The following is a 15,020-nucleotide window of genomic DNA, read 5'->3' as shown; positions in this document are numbered from 1 at the left end:
GCCATGATCGGTCCTGTTCGCCCGAAACAGACCTGGGAGGAGCAGCCGTGACCGGCGACGCCTGGTCCTGGGACGAGACGCTGTTCGCCGGAACGGCCGCCCACTACACCCGCGGTAGGCTCCCGTACGCCCCCGGACTGGCGGAGGCGCTGGCCGGGGCGCTGGGGCTCGACGGGCGGGGGCGGCTGCTCGACGTGGGGTGCGGGCCGGGCACGCTGGCGCTGGGGCTGGCCCACCTGTTCGGCGAGGTCGTCGGGGTGGACCCGGACGCCGGGATGATCGCCGAGGCGCGCCGGGTGGGCGCCGCGGAGCCCAAGGCCATCTGGGTGCGGGCCAGGGCCGAGGAACTGCCGCCCGGCCTCGGCACCTTCACCCTGGCGGTCTTCGGCCAGTCCTTCCACTGGATGGACCGCGACCTGGTGGCGGCGACCGTACGGTGCGTGCTGCGGCCCGGCGGCGCCCTGGCGCACGTCTCGGACCTGAAGGGCGAACCGCGTCCCACCGAGGGGCTGCCGCACCCGCCGGTCCCGTACGCCGCGATCGACGGGCTGGTCCGGCACTACCTCGGCCCGGTCCGCCGCGCCGGGCAGGGGCTGCTGCCGCACGGCACGCCGGGCGACGAGGCCGCCGTCCTCGCCCGGGCGGGCTTCGTCGGCCCGCAGCGGATCGTCGTCCCGGGCGGGCGGCCGCTGGAGCGCACGGCCGACGACACGGTCGCGGGCGTCTTCGCGCTCTCCTCCTCGGCCCCGCACCTCTTCGCCGGGCGCCGTCCGGCCTTCGAGGCGGACCTCCGCCGCCTCCTCGCCCGGGCCTCGCCGTCGGGGCTCTTCTCGGAGCGGCAGCCGAGCAGCGAGGTGTTCATCTGGCGCACCACGGAGGGGCGTTGACGGTCCCGGGCGGTTTCTAGCGGTCGTCAACGCCCCCACGGGAGGGAGGAGCGGCGAGCGGTCAGCGGACGACGTCGAGGACCTGCTTCTGGATGCCGTTCCCGTAGGCCTCGTACTCGACCAGCTTCAGCTTCTGGGCGTCCTTGTCCGTCGTGCTGAACAGGCGCTTGCCGGCGCCGAGCAGCAGCGGGAAGACGAGCAGGTGGTAGCGGTCGATCAGGCCGGCGTCCGAGAGGGCGTGGTTCAGGGTGGCGCTGCCGTGGACGATGATCGGGCCGCCCTCGGTCTCCTTCAGCGCGGCGACCTCGTCGAGCGAGCGCAGGATGGTGGTCTCGCCCCAGTTCGACACCAGGTCGTCCTCGGTGAGGGTGGTGGAGACGACGTACTTCGGCAGCGTCTTGTAGTGGGCGAACTCCGCCATGTCCGGCCACACCGGGCTGAACGCCTGGTAGCTGGCCCGGCCGAGCAGCATCGCGGTGGCCTCCTCCTGCTCCCGCCCCTTGATCTCGAACGCCTCGGGGAGGAACTCGATGTCCTTGAAGGTCCAGCCGGAGTTGCGGTAGCCGGGTTCGCCGCCGGGGCCCTCGACGACGCCGTCGAGAGAGATGAAGGCGGTGCTGATCAGGGTGCGCATGGGTGGTACCTCGGTTCTCGTGCGGTTCTGCTTCTGTCGGGTCTGAAGGAGATCTGAAGAAGGATCTGAAGGTCTGAAAGGTCCGGAAGGTCAGGTGAGGGCGCCGGCCAGCCACTGCTGCCAAGCGGCCTCGGCCCCGGTCCCGGCCGGAGTCGGGCCGAAGAGGTGGTGGAACATCAGCACCAGTCCGGAGCCGTGGTGGAAGGTGTAGAGCCCGTCGGCGGTGCGGACCTCGAAGCGCTCGTCGTCCGCCCAGACCACCTCGCCGTCCAGCGGCGGCAGGCCCGCCGGTTCGCCGTGGACCCGCGTGCCCGCGGCGACCGGGAGCGGCAGCGACAGGGCGCGGGCGAGGAGGGCCCGGACCTCCGGTTCCGTCCGTCCGGCCGACGGTGCGGCGGCGAAGACGGGGACGGCGGTGCGGCCGGGGAAGTGGGTGAGGTACTCGCGGAGCGTGTGGAGGTGGAAGGGCCAGCCGCGGCGCAGTGCGTCGTACTCGTCCTGCCAGTCGTCGCCGAGCAGGCCGCTGTGGACGACGCGGAGCACGGTGGCGCCGCCGTCCCGGCCCTCGATCAGGTACTCGAAGGCCATGAACCGGCCGTCCTCGCCGGTGGCCGTACGGGTGGCCAGGCGCTTGCCGGGTTCGTAGGCGGTGACGACCGCCTCCGCGCGGTGGCCCCCGGTCTCCATGACGGCGGTGCCGCCCTCGCGCGGGTCCAGCTCGTTGCGGCCCATGAACCAGGAGTCGATCCCCGGTCCGGTGGCGATCGCCTCCCAGACCTGTTCCGGGCTCGCCGGCAGGGAGGTCTCCAGCTCGATCTCGAACGGGTGGGTCATCGTGGGTCCTCCTGGTCCGCTCGGGTGACGGCCTGTTCCGTGCCGGGGTCGTCCTGTTCCGTGCCGGGGCCGTCGTTCTCCGCCCCGGGGCCGGGCTGGGCGGCGGGGATCTGGTGGAGTCCGACGATCACCCGGTGGCTGCGGCCCCCGGGGGCGGACTCGTCGTGGTAGCGGCTGACGAGGGTGGCCACGGACTGGGCCAGCTCCTCGGCGAAGGCGGCCCGGTCGGCGGCGGAGGCGAACCGCACCTGCGCGTCGATGCCGAAGCTGGCGACCCGTCGGCGGGCCCGGGAGGCGCCGGTCAGCAGGGCCCCGACCTCCTGCACCAGCCGGGAGCCGAGCGCCAGCAGCCAGCGGGCGGAGAGCTGGTCGGGGGAGCGGGCGGGGTCCGGGCTCACGGCGGCCAGGACGCTGGGGGAGATCACGTAGGAGGCCGCGGTGGCGCGGTACACCCGTTCGGTGACGTTGCCCTTGCGGCGTTCCTCGTCGAGTTCGACGAGGCCGTGCCGCTCCAGTTCCTTGAGGTGGTAGTTGACCTTCTGTCGGGGCAGGCCCAGTCGGGCGGCCAGCATGGCGGCCGAGGCGGGCTCGGTCAGGGCGGCGAGGAGGCGTGACCGCAGGGGGTCCAGCGAGGCCTCGGCCGCGGCGGGTTCTTCGATCACGGCGACTTCCAGCACCGTTCCAGCATCCATCCGACAAAAAAATTTGTCAAGGAAAAAAGGCTTGTCGGTAGTCCGGTCGGACGAACGGGTGTCGCCCGTCCGGTGCCGGACCCTCCGGAGGCCGCGCGGAACCGCGGCGCGGCCTTCGCCAAGGCAGGGCGACGGAGAGTGGCGGGTGGGGTGGCCGGATCGGACTTGAATCTTTGCGAACGAATGTTCGATCCTGGGGGTGTGCCCGTTTTCGAACCCATTTTCGAATCAACCGCCGAGCAGACCGCACGCCCCGTGCTCCGCCCGGTGGCGTCCCCGGCTGCCGTGCCGGGGAAACGGGGGCAGCAGGGGGAGCGGGCAGAGGGACGGGGGCTGCTGCCGGTGCCGTCCGCGCTGCGGGAGGTGCTGCCCGAGGCCGGGCTGCGCCGGGGGACGGCGGTGTCGGTGGCGGGCGGGGACACCGGGCTGCTGCTGGCGCTCGCCGCCGGGGTGAAGGAGACCGAGGGCGGCTGGGCCGCGGCGGTCGGACTGCCGGATCTGGGGCTGGCCGCCGCCGAGGGGTACGGGCTGGACCTGCGCCGGCTGCTGGTCGCGGACGACCCGGGGTCGCACTGGGCCGAGGTGGTCTCGGTGCTGGCCGGCGCGGTCGAGCTGATCATGCTGCGCCCGGACGGGCCGGTGCCGCCGAAGCTGGCCGCCCGGCTGGCGGCGGTGCTGCGGCGCAGCGGCTGTGTGCTGCTGGTCGCCGGACCGTGGCCGGGCGCGACACTGCGGTTGGCGGTGCGCTCCGGGCGCTGGTTCGGGCTGGGCGACGGCCACGGGCAGCTCGCCGGTCGGCAGGTGGAGGTGGTGGCCGAGGGCCGCGGCTCGGCGGTGCGCGGCCGGACGGCCCGGCTCTGGCTGCCGGACGAGTACGGCGCGGTGCGCCCGCTCCAGGAGCAGTCGCAGTCGCAGCCGGTGACGGAGCCGATGGCACCCCGCGTGGCGGCGGTGGTCTGAGATGACGGCCGAGATGGCGTCCGGTACGGCGTCCGAGACGGCATCCGGGGCGGCGGACGGCAGGACCCCCCGGGTGCTGGTGGTCTGGTGCCCGGACTGGCCGGTGGTGGCCGTCACCGGCGACGACCCGGTCGCGGTGACCGAGGGCGGGCGGATCCTCGCCTGCTCGGAGGGTGCCCGGGCGGCCGGGGTGCGGCAGGGGCAGCGGCTCAAGCTGGCCCAGCGGCTCTGCCCGGAACTGGAGCTGCGCGACCGCGACCCGGAGGCGGAGACCCGCCGTTTCGAGCCGGTGGTCGCGGCGGTGGAGGCGTTCACGCCCCGGGTGGAGGTGATCCGCCCGGGCCTGTGCGCGATCCCGGTGAAGGGCCCGGGACGCTACTTCGGCGGTGAGGAGGCGCTGGCCGCCAAGGTCGCCAGGGCGGTGGCGGACGCCCTCGGGCAGCGGCTCGTCCCGGACGCCGTCCCGGGCGCGCCGGCCGTCGAACAGCAGCAGAGCGCCACCCCTCCACCGGCCACCACCGCCCCCCAAGCCCGGGTCGGTGTCGCCGACGGCCTGTTCGCCGCCGTGCTCGCCGCCCGGGCCGGGGTGCTGGTCCCGGCCGGCCGGACGGCGGAGTTCCTCGCCCCGTACCCGGTGAGCGCGCTGGGCGACGAGGCGCTGGCCGAACTGCTCGGTCGGCTCGGCCTGCCCACCGTCGGGGCCTTCGCCGCGCTGCCGGCCAAGTCGGTCGCGGACCGTTTCGGCCCGTCCGGGACGGTCGCGCACCGGCTGGCCCGCGGCTTGCAGCCGCGTCCGCTGGTGCCCCGCGACGAGGAGCCGGACCTCGCCGTCGAGCAGCGCTTCGACCCGCCGGAGCCGTCGGCCGAACCGCTGGTGTTCGTCGCCCGCGCGCTGGCCGAGCAGCTGCACCAGCGGCTGGCCGGGGCCGGGCTGACCTGCCGCCGGGTGGCCGTCGAGGTGGCCTGCGCGGACGGCCGGACGGCCTCCCGGCTGTGGCGGCACGAGGGTCGGCTGTCCGCGACGGCGCTGGCCGAGCGGGTCCGCTGGCAGCTCCAGGCCTGGCAGGGCGCGGGCACCTTCACCGGCGACGGCAACGGCAACGGCAACGGCGATGGCAACGGCACCCGCGACGGGGAAGGCGGGGAGGGCACCGGCTTCACCCTGCTCCGGCTGGCCCCCGACGGCCTCTCCCCGGACCAGGGCCGCCAGCTCGCGCTGTGGGGCCAGGCCGTGGCGGACGACCGGGTGGAGCGCGCGGTCGCCCGGGTACAGGCGGTGCTCGGTCACGCCGGGCTGCGCCGGATCGAGCCGGCCGGCGGGCGCGGCCCGGGCGAGCAGGCGGTGAAGGTGCCGTGGGGCGAGCCGTACGAGGCGGCGGTGCCGGCCGACGCGCCGTGGCCGGGGCGGCTGCCGGAGGTGTGGCCCGCCGTGGTGCTGCGGGAGCCGGCGCCGGTGCGGGTGCTGGACGGGGCCGGGCGGCCGGTCACGGTGGACGGCCGGGCGGGGGTGTCGGCCCGGCCGGCCCTGGTCGTGGTCCGGGGCCGGGAGGAGCAGGTGGACGGCTGGACCGGGCCCTGGCCGGCGGTCGAGTACTGGTGGGACCAGTCGCTGGCCCGGCGCCGGGCGCGGTTCCAGGTCGTGGTGGACGGCGGCCGGGCGCTGCTGCTCACCGTGGAGGGGGGTGCCTGGTACCTGGAGGCCGGCTACGACTAGCGGCCCCGGCACCCGGACGGAGCAGGCCGGAAAGGGCAAGGCCGAACGGAGCAGGCCGAGTAGGCGAGAAAGGGGGAGCAGGACGAGCACGAGAACGACGAAGGCAACCCCCGATGGGCTTCACCAGCCACCCCACGCTCCCCTGGAGCGAACTGCACCGCCGACTGACCGGCGCGGCGCCGGACCGTACGGTCGTCCCGCTGCGCCGCCCCGCCCCGGCTCCGAAAGCCGAGCCCGAGCCCCGGTCCGAACCCGAACCCACCGCACCGGAGAAGTCCACCGCACCGGAGAAGCCCGCCACCCCCTGGGCCGAACTGCACGTCCACTCCGCCTTCAGCTTCCTGGACGGCGCCAGCGACCCGGAGGATCTGGTCGCCGAGGCGGTCCGGCTGGGCGTGGAGACCCTCGCGATCACCGACCACGACGGCCTGTACGGCGCCGTCCGGCTCGCCGAGGCGGCCCGGGGCACGGGCCTGGCCACCGTGTTCGGCGCCGAGCTGACGATCCGAGACGGCGGGACGGGCCGAGCCGGCGGAACGGGCCGAGCCGGCGGGACGGACCGCGAAGGCGGGACGGAGGAGCACCTGCTGGTCCTCGCCCGCGACCCGGCCGGCTACCGCCGCCTCTCCGCCGCGATCGCCGCCGCCCAGCTGGCCGGCGGCGCCAAGGGCAACCCGGTGTACGACCTCGGGGCGCTCGCCGGGGCGCACGGCGGCCACTGGGCGGTGCTCACCGGCTGCCGCCTCGGCCGGGTCCCCGCCGCGCTCGCCGGGAGGCACGGCCCGGACCAGGACGAGGCCGAGCGCCGGCTCCACACCCTCGCCGAGGCGTTCGGCCGGGAGAACGTCCACGTCGAGCTGATCGACCAGTGGCTGCCCGGCGACGACCGGCGCAACGACGCCCTCGCCGCCCTCGCGGCGAAGGCGCGGCTCCCCGTCGTCGCCTCCACCAACGCCCACCACGCCGGCCCCGCCCAGGGCCGCCTCGCGCAGAGCCTCGCCGCCCTGCACGAGCGCCGCACCCTCCAGGACGCGGTCGGCTGGACCAGCGCGGCCGGCACCGCGCACCTGCGTTCGGGCCGCGAGATGGCCGGCCGGCTGGCCCGCTTCCCCGGGGTGCGGCGGGCCACCGCCGAACTCGGCCGGGCCTGCGCCTTCGACTTCGCCCGGCTGGACCCGGAGCTGCCCGGCTTCCCCGTCCCCGCGGGCGGGACCGAGATCGGCCACCTGCGGGCCCTGGTCGCGGCCGGCGGCCCGGCCCGCTTCGGCCCCGGCAACGCGGCCGCCCGCCGCCAGCTGGCCAAGGAGCTGGACGTGATCGAGGACCTCGACCTGGCCGGCTACTTCCTGATCGTGCACGACATCGTGGACTTCTGCCGGAGCCGGGACATCTGGTGCCAGGGCCGCGGCTCGGCCGCCAACTCGGCGGTCTGCTACGCCCTCGGGATCACCGCCGTCGACCCGATCCACTACAGGCTGCTGTTCGAACGCTTCCTCTCCACCGCCCGGGACGGGCCGCCCGACATCGACCTGGACATCGAGAACCGCCGCCGCGAGGAGGTCATCCAGTACGTCTACGGCCGCTACGGGCGCGAGCACGCCGCCCAGGTCGCCAACGTGATCACCTACCGGCCCCGGCTGGCGATCCGCGACGCCGCCCGGGTGCTCGGCTACCCGCAGGGGCAGGTGGACGCGTTCAGCCGGCAGACCGACTTCCGCTCCGCCCCCGGCGCGGACGCCGTCATCCCCGCCGACGTGCTCCAACTCGCCACCCAGCTCCACGGTCTGCCCCGCCACCTGGGCATCCACTCGGGCGGCATGGTGCTCACCAAGGAGCCGATCGGCGAGATCTGCCCCACCGAGTGGGCCCGGATGCCCGGGCGCTCCGTACTCCAGTGGGACAAGGAGTCCACGGCCGGCGCCGGGCTGGTGAAGATCGACCTGCTCGGCCTGGGCATGCTCGCCGCCCTGCACGACGCCTGCGACCTGGTCGCGGAGCACCACGGCCTGCGCTACGACCTGGCCACCATCCCGGACGACGACCAGGGCGTGTACGCGATGCTGCGCCGGGCCGACACCGTCGGCGTGTTCCAGGTCGAGTCCCGGGCGCAGATGGCGACCCTGCCCCGGCTCAAGCCGGACCACTTCTACGACCTGGTGGTCGAGGTGGCGCTGATCCGCCCCGGCCCGATCCAGGGCGGTTCCGTCCACCCGTACCTGCGCCGCCGCGCCGGGGTGGAGCCGCCCGGTTGCCCGCACCCGCTGATGGAGAACGCCCTCGGCAAGACCCTCGGGGTGCCGCTGTTCCAGGAGCAGATGATGCAACTCGCCATCGACTGCGCCGGGTTCACGCCCGCAGAGGCCGACCGGCTGCGCCAGGCGATGGGCGCCAAGCGCTCGCACGAGCGGGTCGCCCGGCTGCGCGAGCGGCTGCTCACCGGAATGGCCGAGCGCGGCATCCCGGCCGAGGTGGCGGAGGACGTCTACGGCAAGATCGAGGCCTTCTCCAACTACGGCTTCCCGGAGAGCCACGCGATCAGCTTCGCCTACCTGGTGTACGCCAGCGCCTGGTTGAAGCACCACTTCCCGGCGGCCTTCACCTGCGCCCTGCTGGCCAACCAGCCGATGGGCTTCTACTCGCCGCTCAGCCTGGTCGCGGACGTCCGGCGGCACGGCGTGCGGGTGCGCGGGGTGGACGTCAACGCCAGCGGGGCGCGGCCCACCCTGGAGCCGTACCGGGGGCCGACCCCGAAACCGCCGCTGACCGCCGGACGCCCGCAGCCGGCGATCCGGCTCGGCCTGGAGACGGTGCGCGGCATCGGCACCCCGCAGGCCGAGGCGATCGTGGCCGGGCAGCCGTACGCCGACCTGGAGGACTTCGCCCGCCGCACCGGCCTGCCCGGGCCCGCCCTGGAGGCGCTGGCGACGGCGGGAGCCTTCGACTGCTTCGACCTGACGCGACGTCAGGCACTGTGGGCGGCCGGGGCGTTCGCCGGGATCTCGGACGGACTGATCCCCGGCACCACCCCCGGAACCGAGGCGCCGGAGCTGCCCGGCATGAGCCCGGTCGAGGAGACCATCGCCGACCTGTGGGCCACCGGCACCTCCGCCACCAGCCACCCGCTCCAGCACCTGCGCGCCCGGCTGGAGCACGGCGGCGCCCTGTGCGCCGCCCAACTCCCGGACGTGCCACCGGGAACGGAGGTGGTGGTCGGCGGCCTGGTCACCCACCGGCAGCGGCCGCCGACGGCCGGCGGGGTGCTCTTCCTCAGCCTGGAGGACGAGACCGGGCTGATCAACGTGATCTGCAACCGCCCGGTCTGGGAGTCCCAGCGCCGCACCGCCCTGGATCGGGCCGGGCTGCTGGTGCACGGCCGCGTCGAGCGCGACCGGGGCGCGACCAACCTGGTCGCCACCCGGCTCACCCCGCTCCGGATCGGCCTCTGAGCGGGGCGGGCCGGTGTGCTTCCGCGCGTCGGGGTACGGCTAGAAGGCGGGCTGGTCGCCGAGGTCGAAGATCCGCAGGTCGGTAAGGCGGACGGTGTACCAGACGTCCTGGCTGCCGCCGCCGCTCCAGAGCTCGGTCAGCCGAACGGAGGCGTAGCCCTCCTCCTCCTTGACCTGCTGGGCCGACCAGTCCGCCGGGACGTTCTGCGCGCGGAACACCGGGTCGGCGTCGTGCTGCGTCGCCCACTGGTCCAGCCGGTAGTTCAGGTACGGCGAGAGGTACTGCTCGCGGACCTGCCGCGGGGTCTCGGCGCCGCCCTCCACGGCGTCGCGGTACGCCGCCAGGAAGGTGAGCACCTGCTGGGCGGCCGGGGTGGCCGCCCGGACCCGGGCCCCGGCGACCACGGGGGCGGGCGCCGCGACGGCGGCCTGGGCGGGGGCGGCGGCCAGGCCGCCGACGGCGAGCAGGGCGGCGGTGAAGGACAGTGCGGTGCGCATGGCACGTGTACGGATCATGCGGGCATTCCACCACCCCGGAAGGTTCCGTCCTACCGCCGGAAGGAGTGGTGTACCCGTACTGCCCAACAGATGTGACGATACGTCAGACGGAGGGGTAGCCGATCTCCGCGAGGTCGACGGCGAGCTCCTCCTCGTCGATGTCCGGGTTGAGCGCCGCCAGCACGGCCGGGGTGAGCGGGCGCAGCGCCAGGACGTGCTCGATCGCGGCGAGGTCCGGCTCGTGCTCCGGCTCGAAGTACTCCGTGGCCCAGGCCCGGTAGGCGGCGGCCGAGCCGTCCAGCAGCAGGTCGAAGAGGCCCTCCGCGCCCCGCTCGGCGGCCGCGCCCCGCCAGGCGTCGTCCTCGTGGGCGCGCCAGAAGCAGCGGGTGACCGTCGGCCCGTCCTCGTCCCCGAAGGCGGGCTCCTCGGCGAAGCGGCGGAACTCCTCGGGCACGGCCGTGAGCAGCTCCGGGGCGTTGGGCGCCTCGTGGTCGAAGCCGCGCCCGTAGGCGCCGACGGGGGAGAAGACCAGGCACCAGTCGTCGCCCTGGCCGTCGCGCATCGAGGCCATCTCCTCGCCCTCGTCCCAGGAGGCGTCGAAGGAGTGGTACCGCGCCTCCCAGTCGTCCGGGCTGAGGATCGCGTCGAGCGTGGCCAGGGCGCGGCAGCGGTCGCGCAGGTCGGGGATGGCGGGCAGTCGGTTGAGCAGGTCGTCCATGGGTGCCATTCAACCAACCCCGGCGGTCCGCCGACGCCCCGCCCTGCGCCCCGGGCAGCCGCTCCTGGCCCTACGCCCCGGGCTGCCGTCCCTTGCCCGGCGCCCCGGCGAAGACCTGGGCGATCGGGAGCCAGGCGGTGGCGACGGGCCCGGTGGCGGTGAGGGCGAGGTCGTCCCGGTGCCGGCGCTGGGTCACCAGTAGGCAGAAGTCCAGGGCGGGGCCGGCCACCACGTCCTGCGCCCCGGCCGGGCCGATGGACCAGGACCCGCCGTCGGGCGCGGTCAGGTCGAGCCGGACCGGGCGCTCGGGCACGGGCAGTCCGTGCAGGGTGAAGGCGAAGCCCAGGGTGCGCAGCCCCAGGTGGGCGATGTGCCGCAGCCGGTCGGTGGGCTCGCGGGTGGCGCCGAGCGCGTCCGCGACGTCCTGGCCGTGCGCCCAGGTCTCCATCAGCCGGGCGGTCGCCATCGAGGCGGGCTTCATCGGCGGGCCGAACCAGGGCAGACGGACGTCGGCCGGGGCGGTGCCGAGCGCGGCCAGCACCTCCGTCCGCCCGGCCCGCCAGCGGGCGAGCAGCGCCGCAGGCCCGGCGGACACCCCGGCGCGGGCGCCGTCCTCGACCGGGTCGGCGCCGGCCGCCAGCAGCTCGGTGAAGTGCCCGCCGAGCGACGCGCCGAAGCCCTCCGGGTCGCGCGCGGCCAGGGCCGTCCAGTCGTCGGTCCAGGCCAGGTGGGCGATCTGGTGCGCCACCGTCCAGCCCTCGGCGGGCGTCGGGCGGGCCCACTCCTCGGCCGGCAGCCCGGCGACCAGGTCGTCCAGCACCGCGCTCTCGGCCCGCAGGTCCGCCAGCAGCCCGCCCAGCACGTCGCCCGGCACGTTCGGCTCGGTCATCGGCTCCCTTTCCGGTCACGGCAGTTGCTACCCGCCGGTAGCGTACGGCCGGACCGCAGGGCGTGTCTAACAATTCCCGCCGGGTGCGCGACGCCGGTGCACGCACCTCGCCGCGTTGTCGTCGGTCGCCAATGCTCCGCAGTGGCTCCCTCCTCCGCCTTGCGATGCACGCACCCCAACGCCGCGCCCTGATCCGACGCCAATTGTCAGACACGCCCTACGCCCGGCCCGGCGGCGGCGTCCGCCACTCCACGAAACACGCACGTCAGGACTCTCGCCACCGGCCCCACCGCGTGTGACAATTCCGCGATGACCAGGGCTGCGGACCCCCATCCTGCGCACCCCGTCGCCGACGCCGCGCGACCCGAGGACCCCGAACTCGCCGCGCGCGCCGCCGAGCTGGTGCGGGACGCCGTGCTCGGCGACCTCGCCCGCCGGGTGGTGGCCGAGTGCGGCGCCGACGTCGGCCTGGTCGGCGTGCCCGAGCCGCTGCCCGGCAGCCGCCCCGGCAGCGAGGGCATGGTGCTGCGGCACTGGGCCGGCACCAGGGCCGACCTGCTGCACGACGTGCCCGTCCCCGCCGGACTCGGCCTCGGCGGCCGGGCGCTCGCCGAACGCGCTCCCACCTGGGTGCCCGACTACCGTGCGGCGACCACCATTTCGCACCACTACGACGCGGCCGTGGCCGCCGAGGACCTGTACGCGATGCTGACCGTCCCACTGATCGACGGCGACACCGTGCACGGCGTGGTGTACGCCTCGCTGCGCGCCGTCGTCCCGTTCGGGGACGTGCGGATCTCCGCGGTGGGCACGCTGGCGAAGGCGGCGACCCGGGCGCTGGCCGGGGCCGCCGCCTGGAGTCGCGAACGGCCCCGCGGAAAGCCCTGCGAAAAATCGTGTGGAGAGCCCTTCGAGAAGCCCCGGACGGCCGCCCCCGTACCGCCGTTGACCCCGCGCGAGCACGAGGTGCTGCGCTGGGCGGCGACCGGCCGGACCAACCCGGAGATCGCCGCCCGACTGGGCCTGACCTGCAACACGGTGACGGGCTACCTCAAGTCCGCGATGCACAAGCTCGGGGTCCGCAACCGGACCGAACTCGCCCTCGCGGCACGGGAGTCGGGGCTCGTCGGTTGAAGGGTGCCGCAGGACGGCCTCAGTTGACCCGGCGCTCCCGCCCGGTCCAGTACGGCTCACGCAGCCGGAACTTCTGCAGCTTCCCGGTGGCGGTGCGCGGCAGGGCGTCCCGGAACTCCACCGTGGTGGGCGACTTGTAGCCGGCCAGCCGCTGCTTGCAGTGCGCGATCAACTCGGCCTCGGTGACCGCCTCGTGGCCCTCCCGGAGCACCACCAGCGCCTTCACCGTCTCGCCCCACTTCTCGTGCGGCACCCCGATCACCGCGGTCTCGGCGACCGCCGGGTGGTCGTACAGGCAGTCCTCCACCTCGATCGAGGAGACGTTCTCCCCACCGCTGATGATGACGTCCTTCTTGCGGTCGGAGATGGTCAGCAGGCCGTCGGTGAGGGTGCCGCCGTCGCCGGTGTGGAACCAGCCGTCCCGCAGCGCCTCGGCCGAGGCCTCCGGTTGCTGCCAGTAGCCGTCCAGCACGGTGTTGGAGCGCACCAGCACCTCGCCGGACGGGTCGACCCGCAGCCGGGTGCCGAGCGCGGGGGAGCCGGCCTGCACCAGCTTCTCGGCCCGCTCGGCGGCCGGCAGCGCGTCCCACTCGGCCCGCGAGCGGTTGACCGTGACCACCGGGGAGGTCTCGGTCAGGCCGTAGAGCTGCATGAACTCCCAGCCCAGCTGCTCCTCGACCTGCTGGATCACCGAGGTCGGCGGCGGGGCGCCGGCCACCACCAGCCGCACCCGGTCCCGGCCGGGCACCGGGCCGTCCCACTCGGCGGCCGCGTCCAGCACCATCTGGACCACGGCGGGCGCGCCGGACAGGAAGGTCACCCCGTGCCGTTCCACCCGGCGCAGGATCTCCGCGCCGTCCACCTTGCGCAGCACGATGTGCCGGGCGCCCAGGCCGGTGAGCGAGAACGGCAGGCCCCAGCCGTTGGCGTGGAACATCGGCAGGGTGTGCAGGTAGACGTCCCGGTCGCCGGCGCCGTAGTGCAGGGCCATCAGCGTCGCGTTCAGCCAGATGTTGCGGTGGGTGAGCTGAACGCCCTTGGGGCGGGCGGTGGTTCCGCTGGTGTAGTTGATGGTGGCGGTGTCGTTCTCGTCCACCGCGTACCGCCGCGGGGTGCCGTCGGTGTCGTACAGCACGGCGTCGCTGTCCGCGCCCAGCACGAACTTGTGCTCGGCCACCACCCCGCTCAGGGCGTCGGCGACCTCGGGGTCGACCAGCAGTACGGAGGCACCGCTCTGCTCGACGATGTACGACACCTCCTCGGCCTTCAGCCGGAAGTTCACCGGCACCAGCACCCGGCCGTACCCGCTCACCCCGAAGAAGGAGGTCAGCAGCCGGGCCGAGTTGTGCGAGACGACCGCGACCCGCTCGCCCGGCCCGACACCGAGTCGGTCCAGCCCGGCGGCCTGGGCCCGGGCCAGTTCGGCGACCCTGCGGTAGCTCAGCTCGCCCCAGGATTCGGCCGGCTGCACCGGCTCGTCGACGATGCCGACCCGGTCGCCGTAGACCAGCTCGGCCCGGTCGAGGAAGTCCATCACGGAGAGTGGAATCTGCATGGGGCCACTGTCCTCCCCCACCCGCCCCCTGCACACCCCCGATCGGGGGTGTCACCCGTCCGCGCCCACCCCGGCCGCCGTCGCCCCGTCCACCGCTGCCCCGTCCACCGCCGCCCCGTCCGTCTCGGCTCCGTCCGCGCCCACCCCGGCCGCCGTCAGCGCCGCCGCCAGCCGGTCCCGGGCCTCCGTCTGGGTGGCGATCCGGCGCTCCAGCACCGCCAGCCGCCGCCGGGCGATCCCCAGCACCTGCTCGGACGGCCGGACCGCCAGCACGTCCCCGTCCAGGCAGCCCAGCAGCGGTCGGAGGTCCTCCAGGGTGAGCCCGGCGGCCACCAGCGCACGGATGTTGCGCACCCGGACGACCGCCGGCTCGCCGTACTCGCGGTAGCCGTTCGGCGCGCGCTCGGAGTCGATCAACCCGGCCTGCTCGTAGTGCCGCAGAGCGCGCGCGGTACTGCCGGTCCGGGCCGCCAGCTCGCCGATCCGCACCGCCACCCGCCCCCTCCCGGTCAGCCAACCAGCGCGCCGCCGTCCACCGGCAACACTACGCCGGTCACGAACGAGGCCTGCGGCGAGGCGAGTCGGGTGATCGCCCAGGCCACCTCCTCGGGGCGGCCGATCCGGCCCAGCGGGGTGTGCTCGATCTGCCACGTCCGGATCGCCGCCCGCTGCTCGGGGCCGTACCCGGAGTGGTCGCCGATCGGGGTGTCGATCGCACCGGGCGCCACCGCCACCACCCGGATCCCGCGCGGCGCCAGCTCCACCGCCCAGCTGCGGGTGACCGTCTCCAGCGCCGCCTTGGTCGCCGCGTACACCGAGTTGCTCGGCCAGCCGCGCTGCCCGACGGCGGTGCTGACGTTGACGACCACGCCCCGGTTCCGGCTCAGCGCCGGCACCGCGGCCTGGCCGAGCAGCACCGGGGCGACCAGGTTGGTCGCCAGCAGCGCCTCGACGCCCGCCCGGTCGAAGTCGCCGATCCCCTGCCCGCTCCGCACGATCGCCGCGTTGTTGACCAGCACGTCCAGCCGCCCGAACCGCTCCAGCGCCGCCCGGACGATC

14 protein-coding genes are annotated in these 15,020 nt (G+C 75.0%); 5 read left to right on the top strand and 9 right to left on the bottom strand.

Going from position 1 to position 15,020, the window contains the following annotated elements:
* Window positions 1-47: 47 nt before the first annotated feature.
* A complete protein-coding gene (locus ACFU6K_RS00330) occupies window positions 48-887 on the top strand; it encodes a class I SAM-dependent methyltransferase (protein ID WP_380660009.1) in 840 nt (279 codons plus the stop codon).
* Window positions 888-948: 61 nt separating this feature from the next.
* Here the strand turns inward: ACFU6K_RS00330 and ACFU6K_RS00325 are convergent, their stop codons facing one another.
* The 3 genes from ACFU6K_RS00325 to ACFU6K_RS00315 all read right to left on the bottom strand — a co-directional run bounded on the left by ACFU6K_RS00325 (window position 949) and on the right by ACFU6K_RS00315 (window position 3,032).
* Entirely contained in the window at window positions 949-1,521 is a 573-nt protein-coding gene (locus ACFU6K_RS00325; protein ID WP_380660008.1) for a dihydrofolate reductase family protein, read from the bottom strand.
* Between the two features lie 90 nt (window positions 1,522-1,611).
* Window positions 1,612-2,355 (bottom strand): SRPBCC domain-containing protein, encoded by a 744-nt coding sequence (locus tag ACFU6K_RS00320; protein WP_380660007.1) that lies wholly within the window; start codon window positions 2,353-2,355, stop codon window positions 1,612-1,614.
* On the bottom strand, window positions 2,352-3,032 hold the full coding sequence (locus tag ACFU6K_RS00315) for an ArsR/SmtB family transcription factor (RefSeq protein WP_380660006.1): 681 nt from the start codon (window positions 3,030-3,032) through the stop codon (window positions 2,352-2,354). Before ACFU6K_RS00315 ends, ACFU6K_RS00320 begins: the two co-directional genes overlap by 4 nt.
* Before the next feature lie 300 nt (window positions 3,033-3,332).
* On the opposite strand from ACFU6K_RS00315, the gene ACFU6K_RS00310 reads away from it, so the two are divergent.
* The 3 genes from ACFU6K_RS00310 (at window position 3,333) to ACFU6K_RS00300 (ending at window position 9,167) form a co-directional block, all read left to right on the top strand.
* On the top strand, window positions 3,333-4,007 hold the full coding sequence (locus ACFU6K_RS00310) for a hypothetical protein (RefSeq protein ID WP_380660005.1): 675 nt from the start codon (window positions 3,333-3,335) through the stop codon (window positions 4,005-4,007).
* Between the two features lies 1 nt (window position 4,008).
* Window positions 4,009-5,721, top strand: a complete 1,713-nt coding sequence (locus ACFU6K_RS00305) for a DNA polymerase Y family protein (RefSeq protein ID WP_380660004.1) — start codon at window positions 4,009-4,011, stop codon at window positions 5,719-5,721.
* Window positions 5,722-5,834: 113 nt separating this feature from the next.
* On the top strand, window positions 5,835-9,167 hold the full coding sequence (locus ACFU6K_RS00300) for an error-prone DNA polymerase (RefSeq protein ID WP_380660002.1): 3,333 nt from the start codon (window positions 5,835-5,837) through the stop codon (window positions 9,165-9,167).
* Window positions 9,168-9,206: 39 nt separating this feature from the next.
* Here ACFU6K_RS00300 and ACFU6K_RS00295 read toward each other — a convergent pair whose 3' ends face one another.
* From ACFU6K_RS00295 to ACFU6K_RS00285, 3 genes are all read right to left on the bottom strand, one after another.
* Window positions 9,207-9,683 carry a hypothetical protein gene (locus tag ACFU6K_RS00295; protein ID WP_380660001.1) on the bottom strand — a complete coding sequence of 159 codons (477 nt, stop codon included), beginning with the start codon at window positions 9,681-9,683 and terminating at the stop codon, window positions 9,207-9,209.
* 85 nt (window positions 9,684-9,768) lie between these two features.
* Entirely contained in the window at window positions 9,769-10,383 is a 615-nt protein-coding gene (locus ACFU6K_RS00290; protein ID WP_380660000.1) for a hypothetical protein, read from the bottom strand.
* A 70-nt stretch (window positions 10,384-10,453) separates the two neighbouring features.
* Window positions 10,454-11,272: a TIGR03084 family metal-binding protein gene (locus tag ACFU6K_RS00285; protein WP_380659999.1), complete on the bottom strand. Its 819-nt coding sequence runs from the start codon at window positions 11,270-11,272 to the stop codon at window positions 10,454-10,456.
* A gap of 309 nt (window positions 11,273-11,581) precedes the next feature.
* Here ACFU6K_RS00285 and ACFU6K_RS00280 point away from each other — a divergent pair, with 309 nt between their 5' ends.
* Window positions 11,582-12,406 carry a LuxR C-terminal-related transcriptional regulator gene (locus ACFU6K_RS00280; protein WP_380659998.1) on the top strand — a complete coding sequence of 275 codons (825 nt, stop codon included), beginning with the start codon at window positions 11,582-11,584 and terminating at the stop codon, window positions 12,404-12,406.
* A 19-nt stretch (window positions 12,407-12,425) separates the two neighbouring features.
* Here the strand turns inward: ACFU6K_RS00280 and ACFU6K_RS00275 are convergent, their stop codons facing one another.
* The 3 genes from ACFU6K_RS00275 to ACFU6K_RS00265 form a co-directional block, all read right to left on the bottom strand.
* Window positions 12,426-13,961, bottom strand: a complete 1,536-nt coding sequence (locus ACFU6K_RS00275; protein ID WP_380659997.1) for an AMP-binding protein — start codon at window positions 13,959-13,961, stop codon at window positions 12,426-12,428.
* Between the two features lie 51 nt (window positions 13,962-14,012).
* Window positions 14,013-14,450: a MerR family transcriptional regulator gene (locus ACFU6K_RS00270; RefSeq protein WP_380660037.1), complete on the bottom strand. Its 438-nt coding sequence runs from the start codon at window positions 14,448-14,450 to the stop codon at window positions 14,013-14,015.
* 20 nt (window positions 14,451-14,470) lie between these two features.
* Window positions 14,471-15,020: SDR family NAD(P)-dependent oxidoreductase (locus ACFU6K_RS00265; RefSeq protein ID WP_380659996.1), on the bottom strand; the 550-nt coding region annotated here is incomplete at its 5' end.

Origin of the sequence: Kitasatospora sp. NPDC057512, assembly GCF_042802135.1 — a bacterium.
Taxonomy (GTDB): Bacteria; Actinomycetota; Actinomycetes; order Streptomycetales; family Streptomycetaceae; genus Kitasatospora.
Note: the sequence above shows the minus strand (reverse complement) of the source record. Positions and strands in the feature narration are given on the sequence as shown.

Bases quoted from the DNA above. Each gene is read 5' to 3' on its own strand.
- ACFU6K_RS00275 (WP_380659997.1), bottom strand. From the start codon at position 13,961: ATGCAGATTCCACTCTCCGTGATGGACTTCCTCGACCGGGCCGAGCTG.
- ACFU6K_RS00305 (WP_380660004.1), top strand. From the start codon at position 4,009: ATGACGGCCGAGATGGCGTCCGGTACGGCGTCCGAGACGGCATCCGGG.
- ACFU6K_RS00285 (WP_380659999.1), bottom strand. From the start codon at position 11,272: ATGACCGAGCCGAACGTGCCGGGCGACGTGCTGGGCGGGCTGCTGGCG.
- ACFU6K_RS00300 (WP_380660002.1), top strand. From the start codon at position 5,835: ATGGGCTTCACCAGCCACCCCACGCTCCCCTGGAGCGAACTGCACCGC.
- ACFU6K_RS00325 (WP_380660008.1), bottom strand. From the start codon at position 1,521: ATGCGCACCCTGATCAGCACCGCCTTCATCTCTCTCGACGGCGTCGTC.
- ACFU6K_RS00290 (WP_380660000.1), bottom strand. From the start codon at position 10,383: ATGGACGACCTGCTCAACCGACTGCCCGCCATCCCCGACCTGCGCGAC.
- ACFU6K_RS00280 (WP_380659998.1), top strand. From the start codon at position 11,582: ATGACCAGGGCTGCGGACCCCCATCCTGCGCACCCCGTCGCCGACGCC.
- ACFU6K_RS00295 (WP_380660001.1), bottom strand. From the start codon at position 9,683: ATGATCCGTACACGTGCCATGCGCACCGCACTGTCCTTCACCGCCGCC.
- ACFU6K_RS00320 (WP_380660007.1), bottom strand. From the start codon at position 2,355: ATGACCCACCCGTTCGAGATCGAGCTGGAGACCTCCCTGCCGGCGAGC.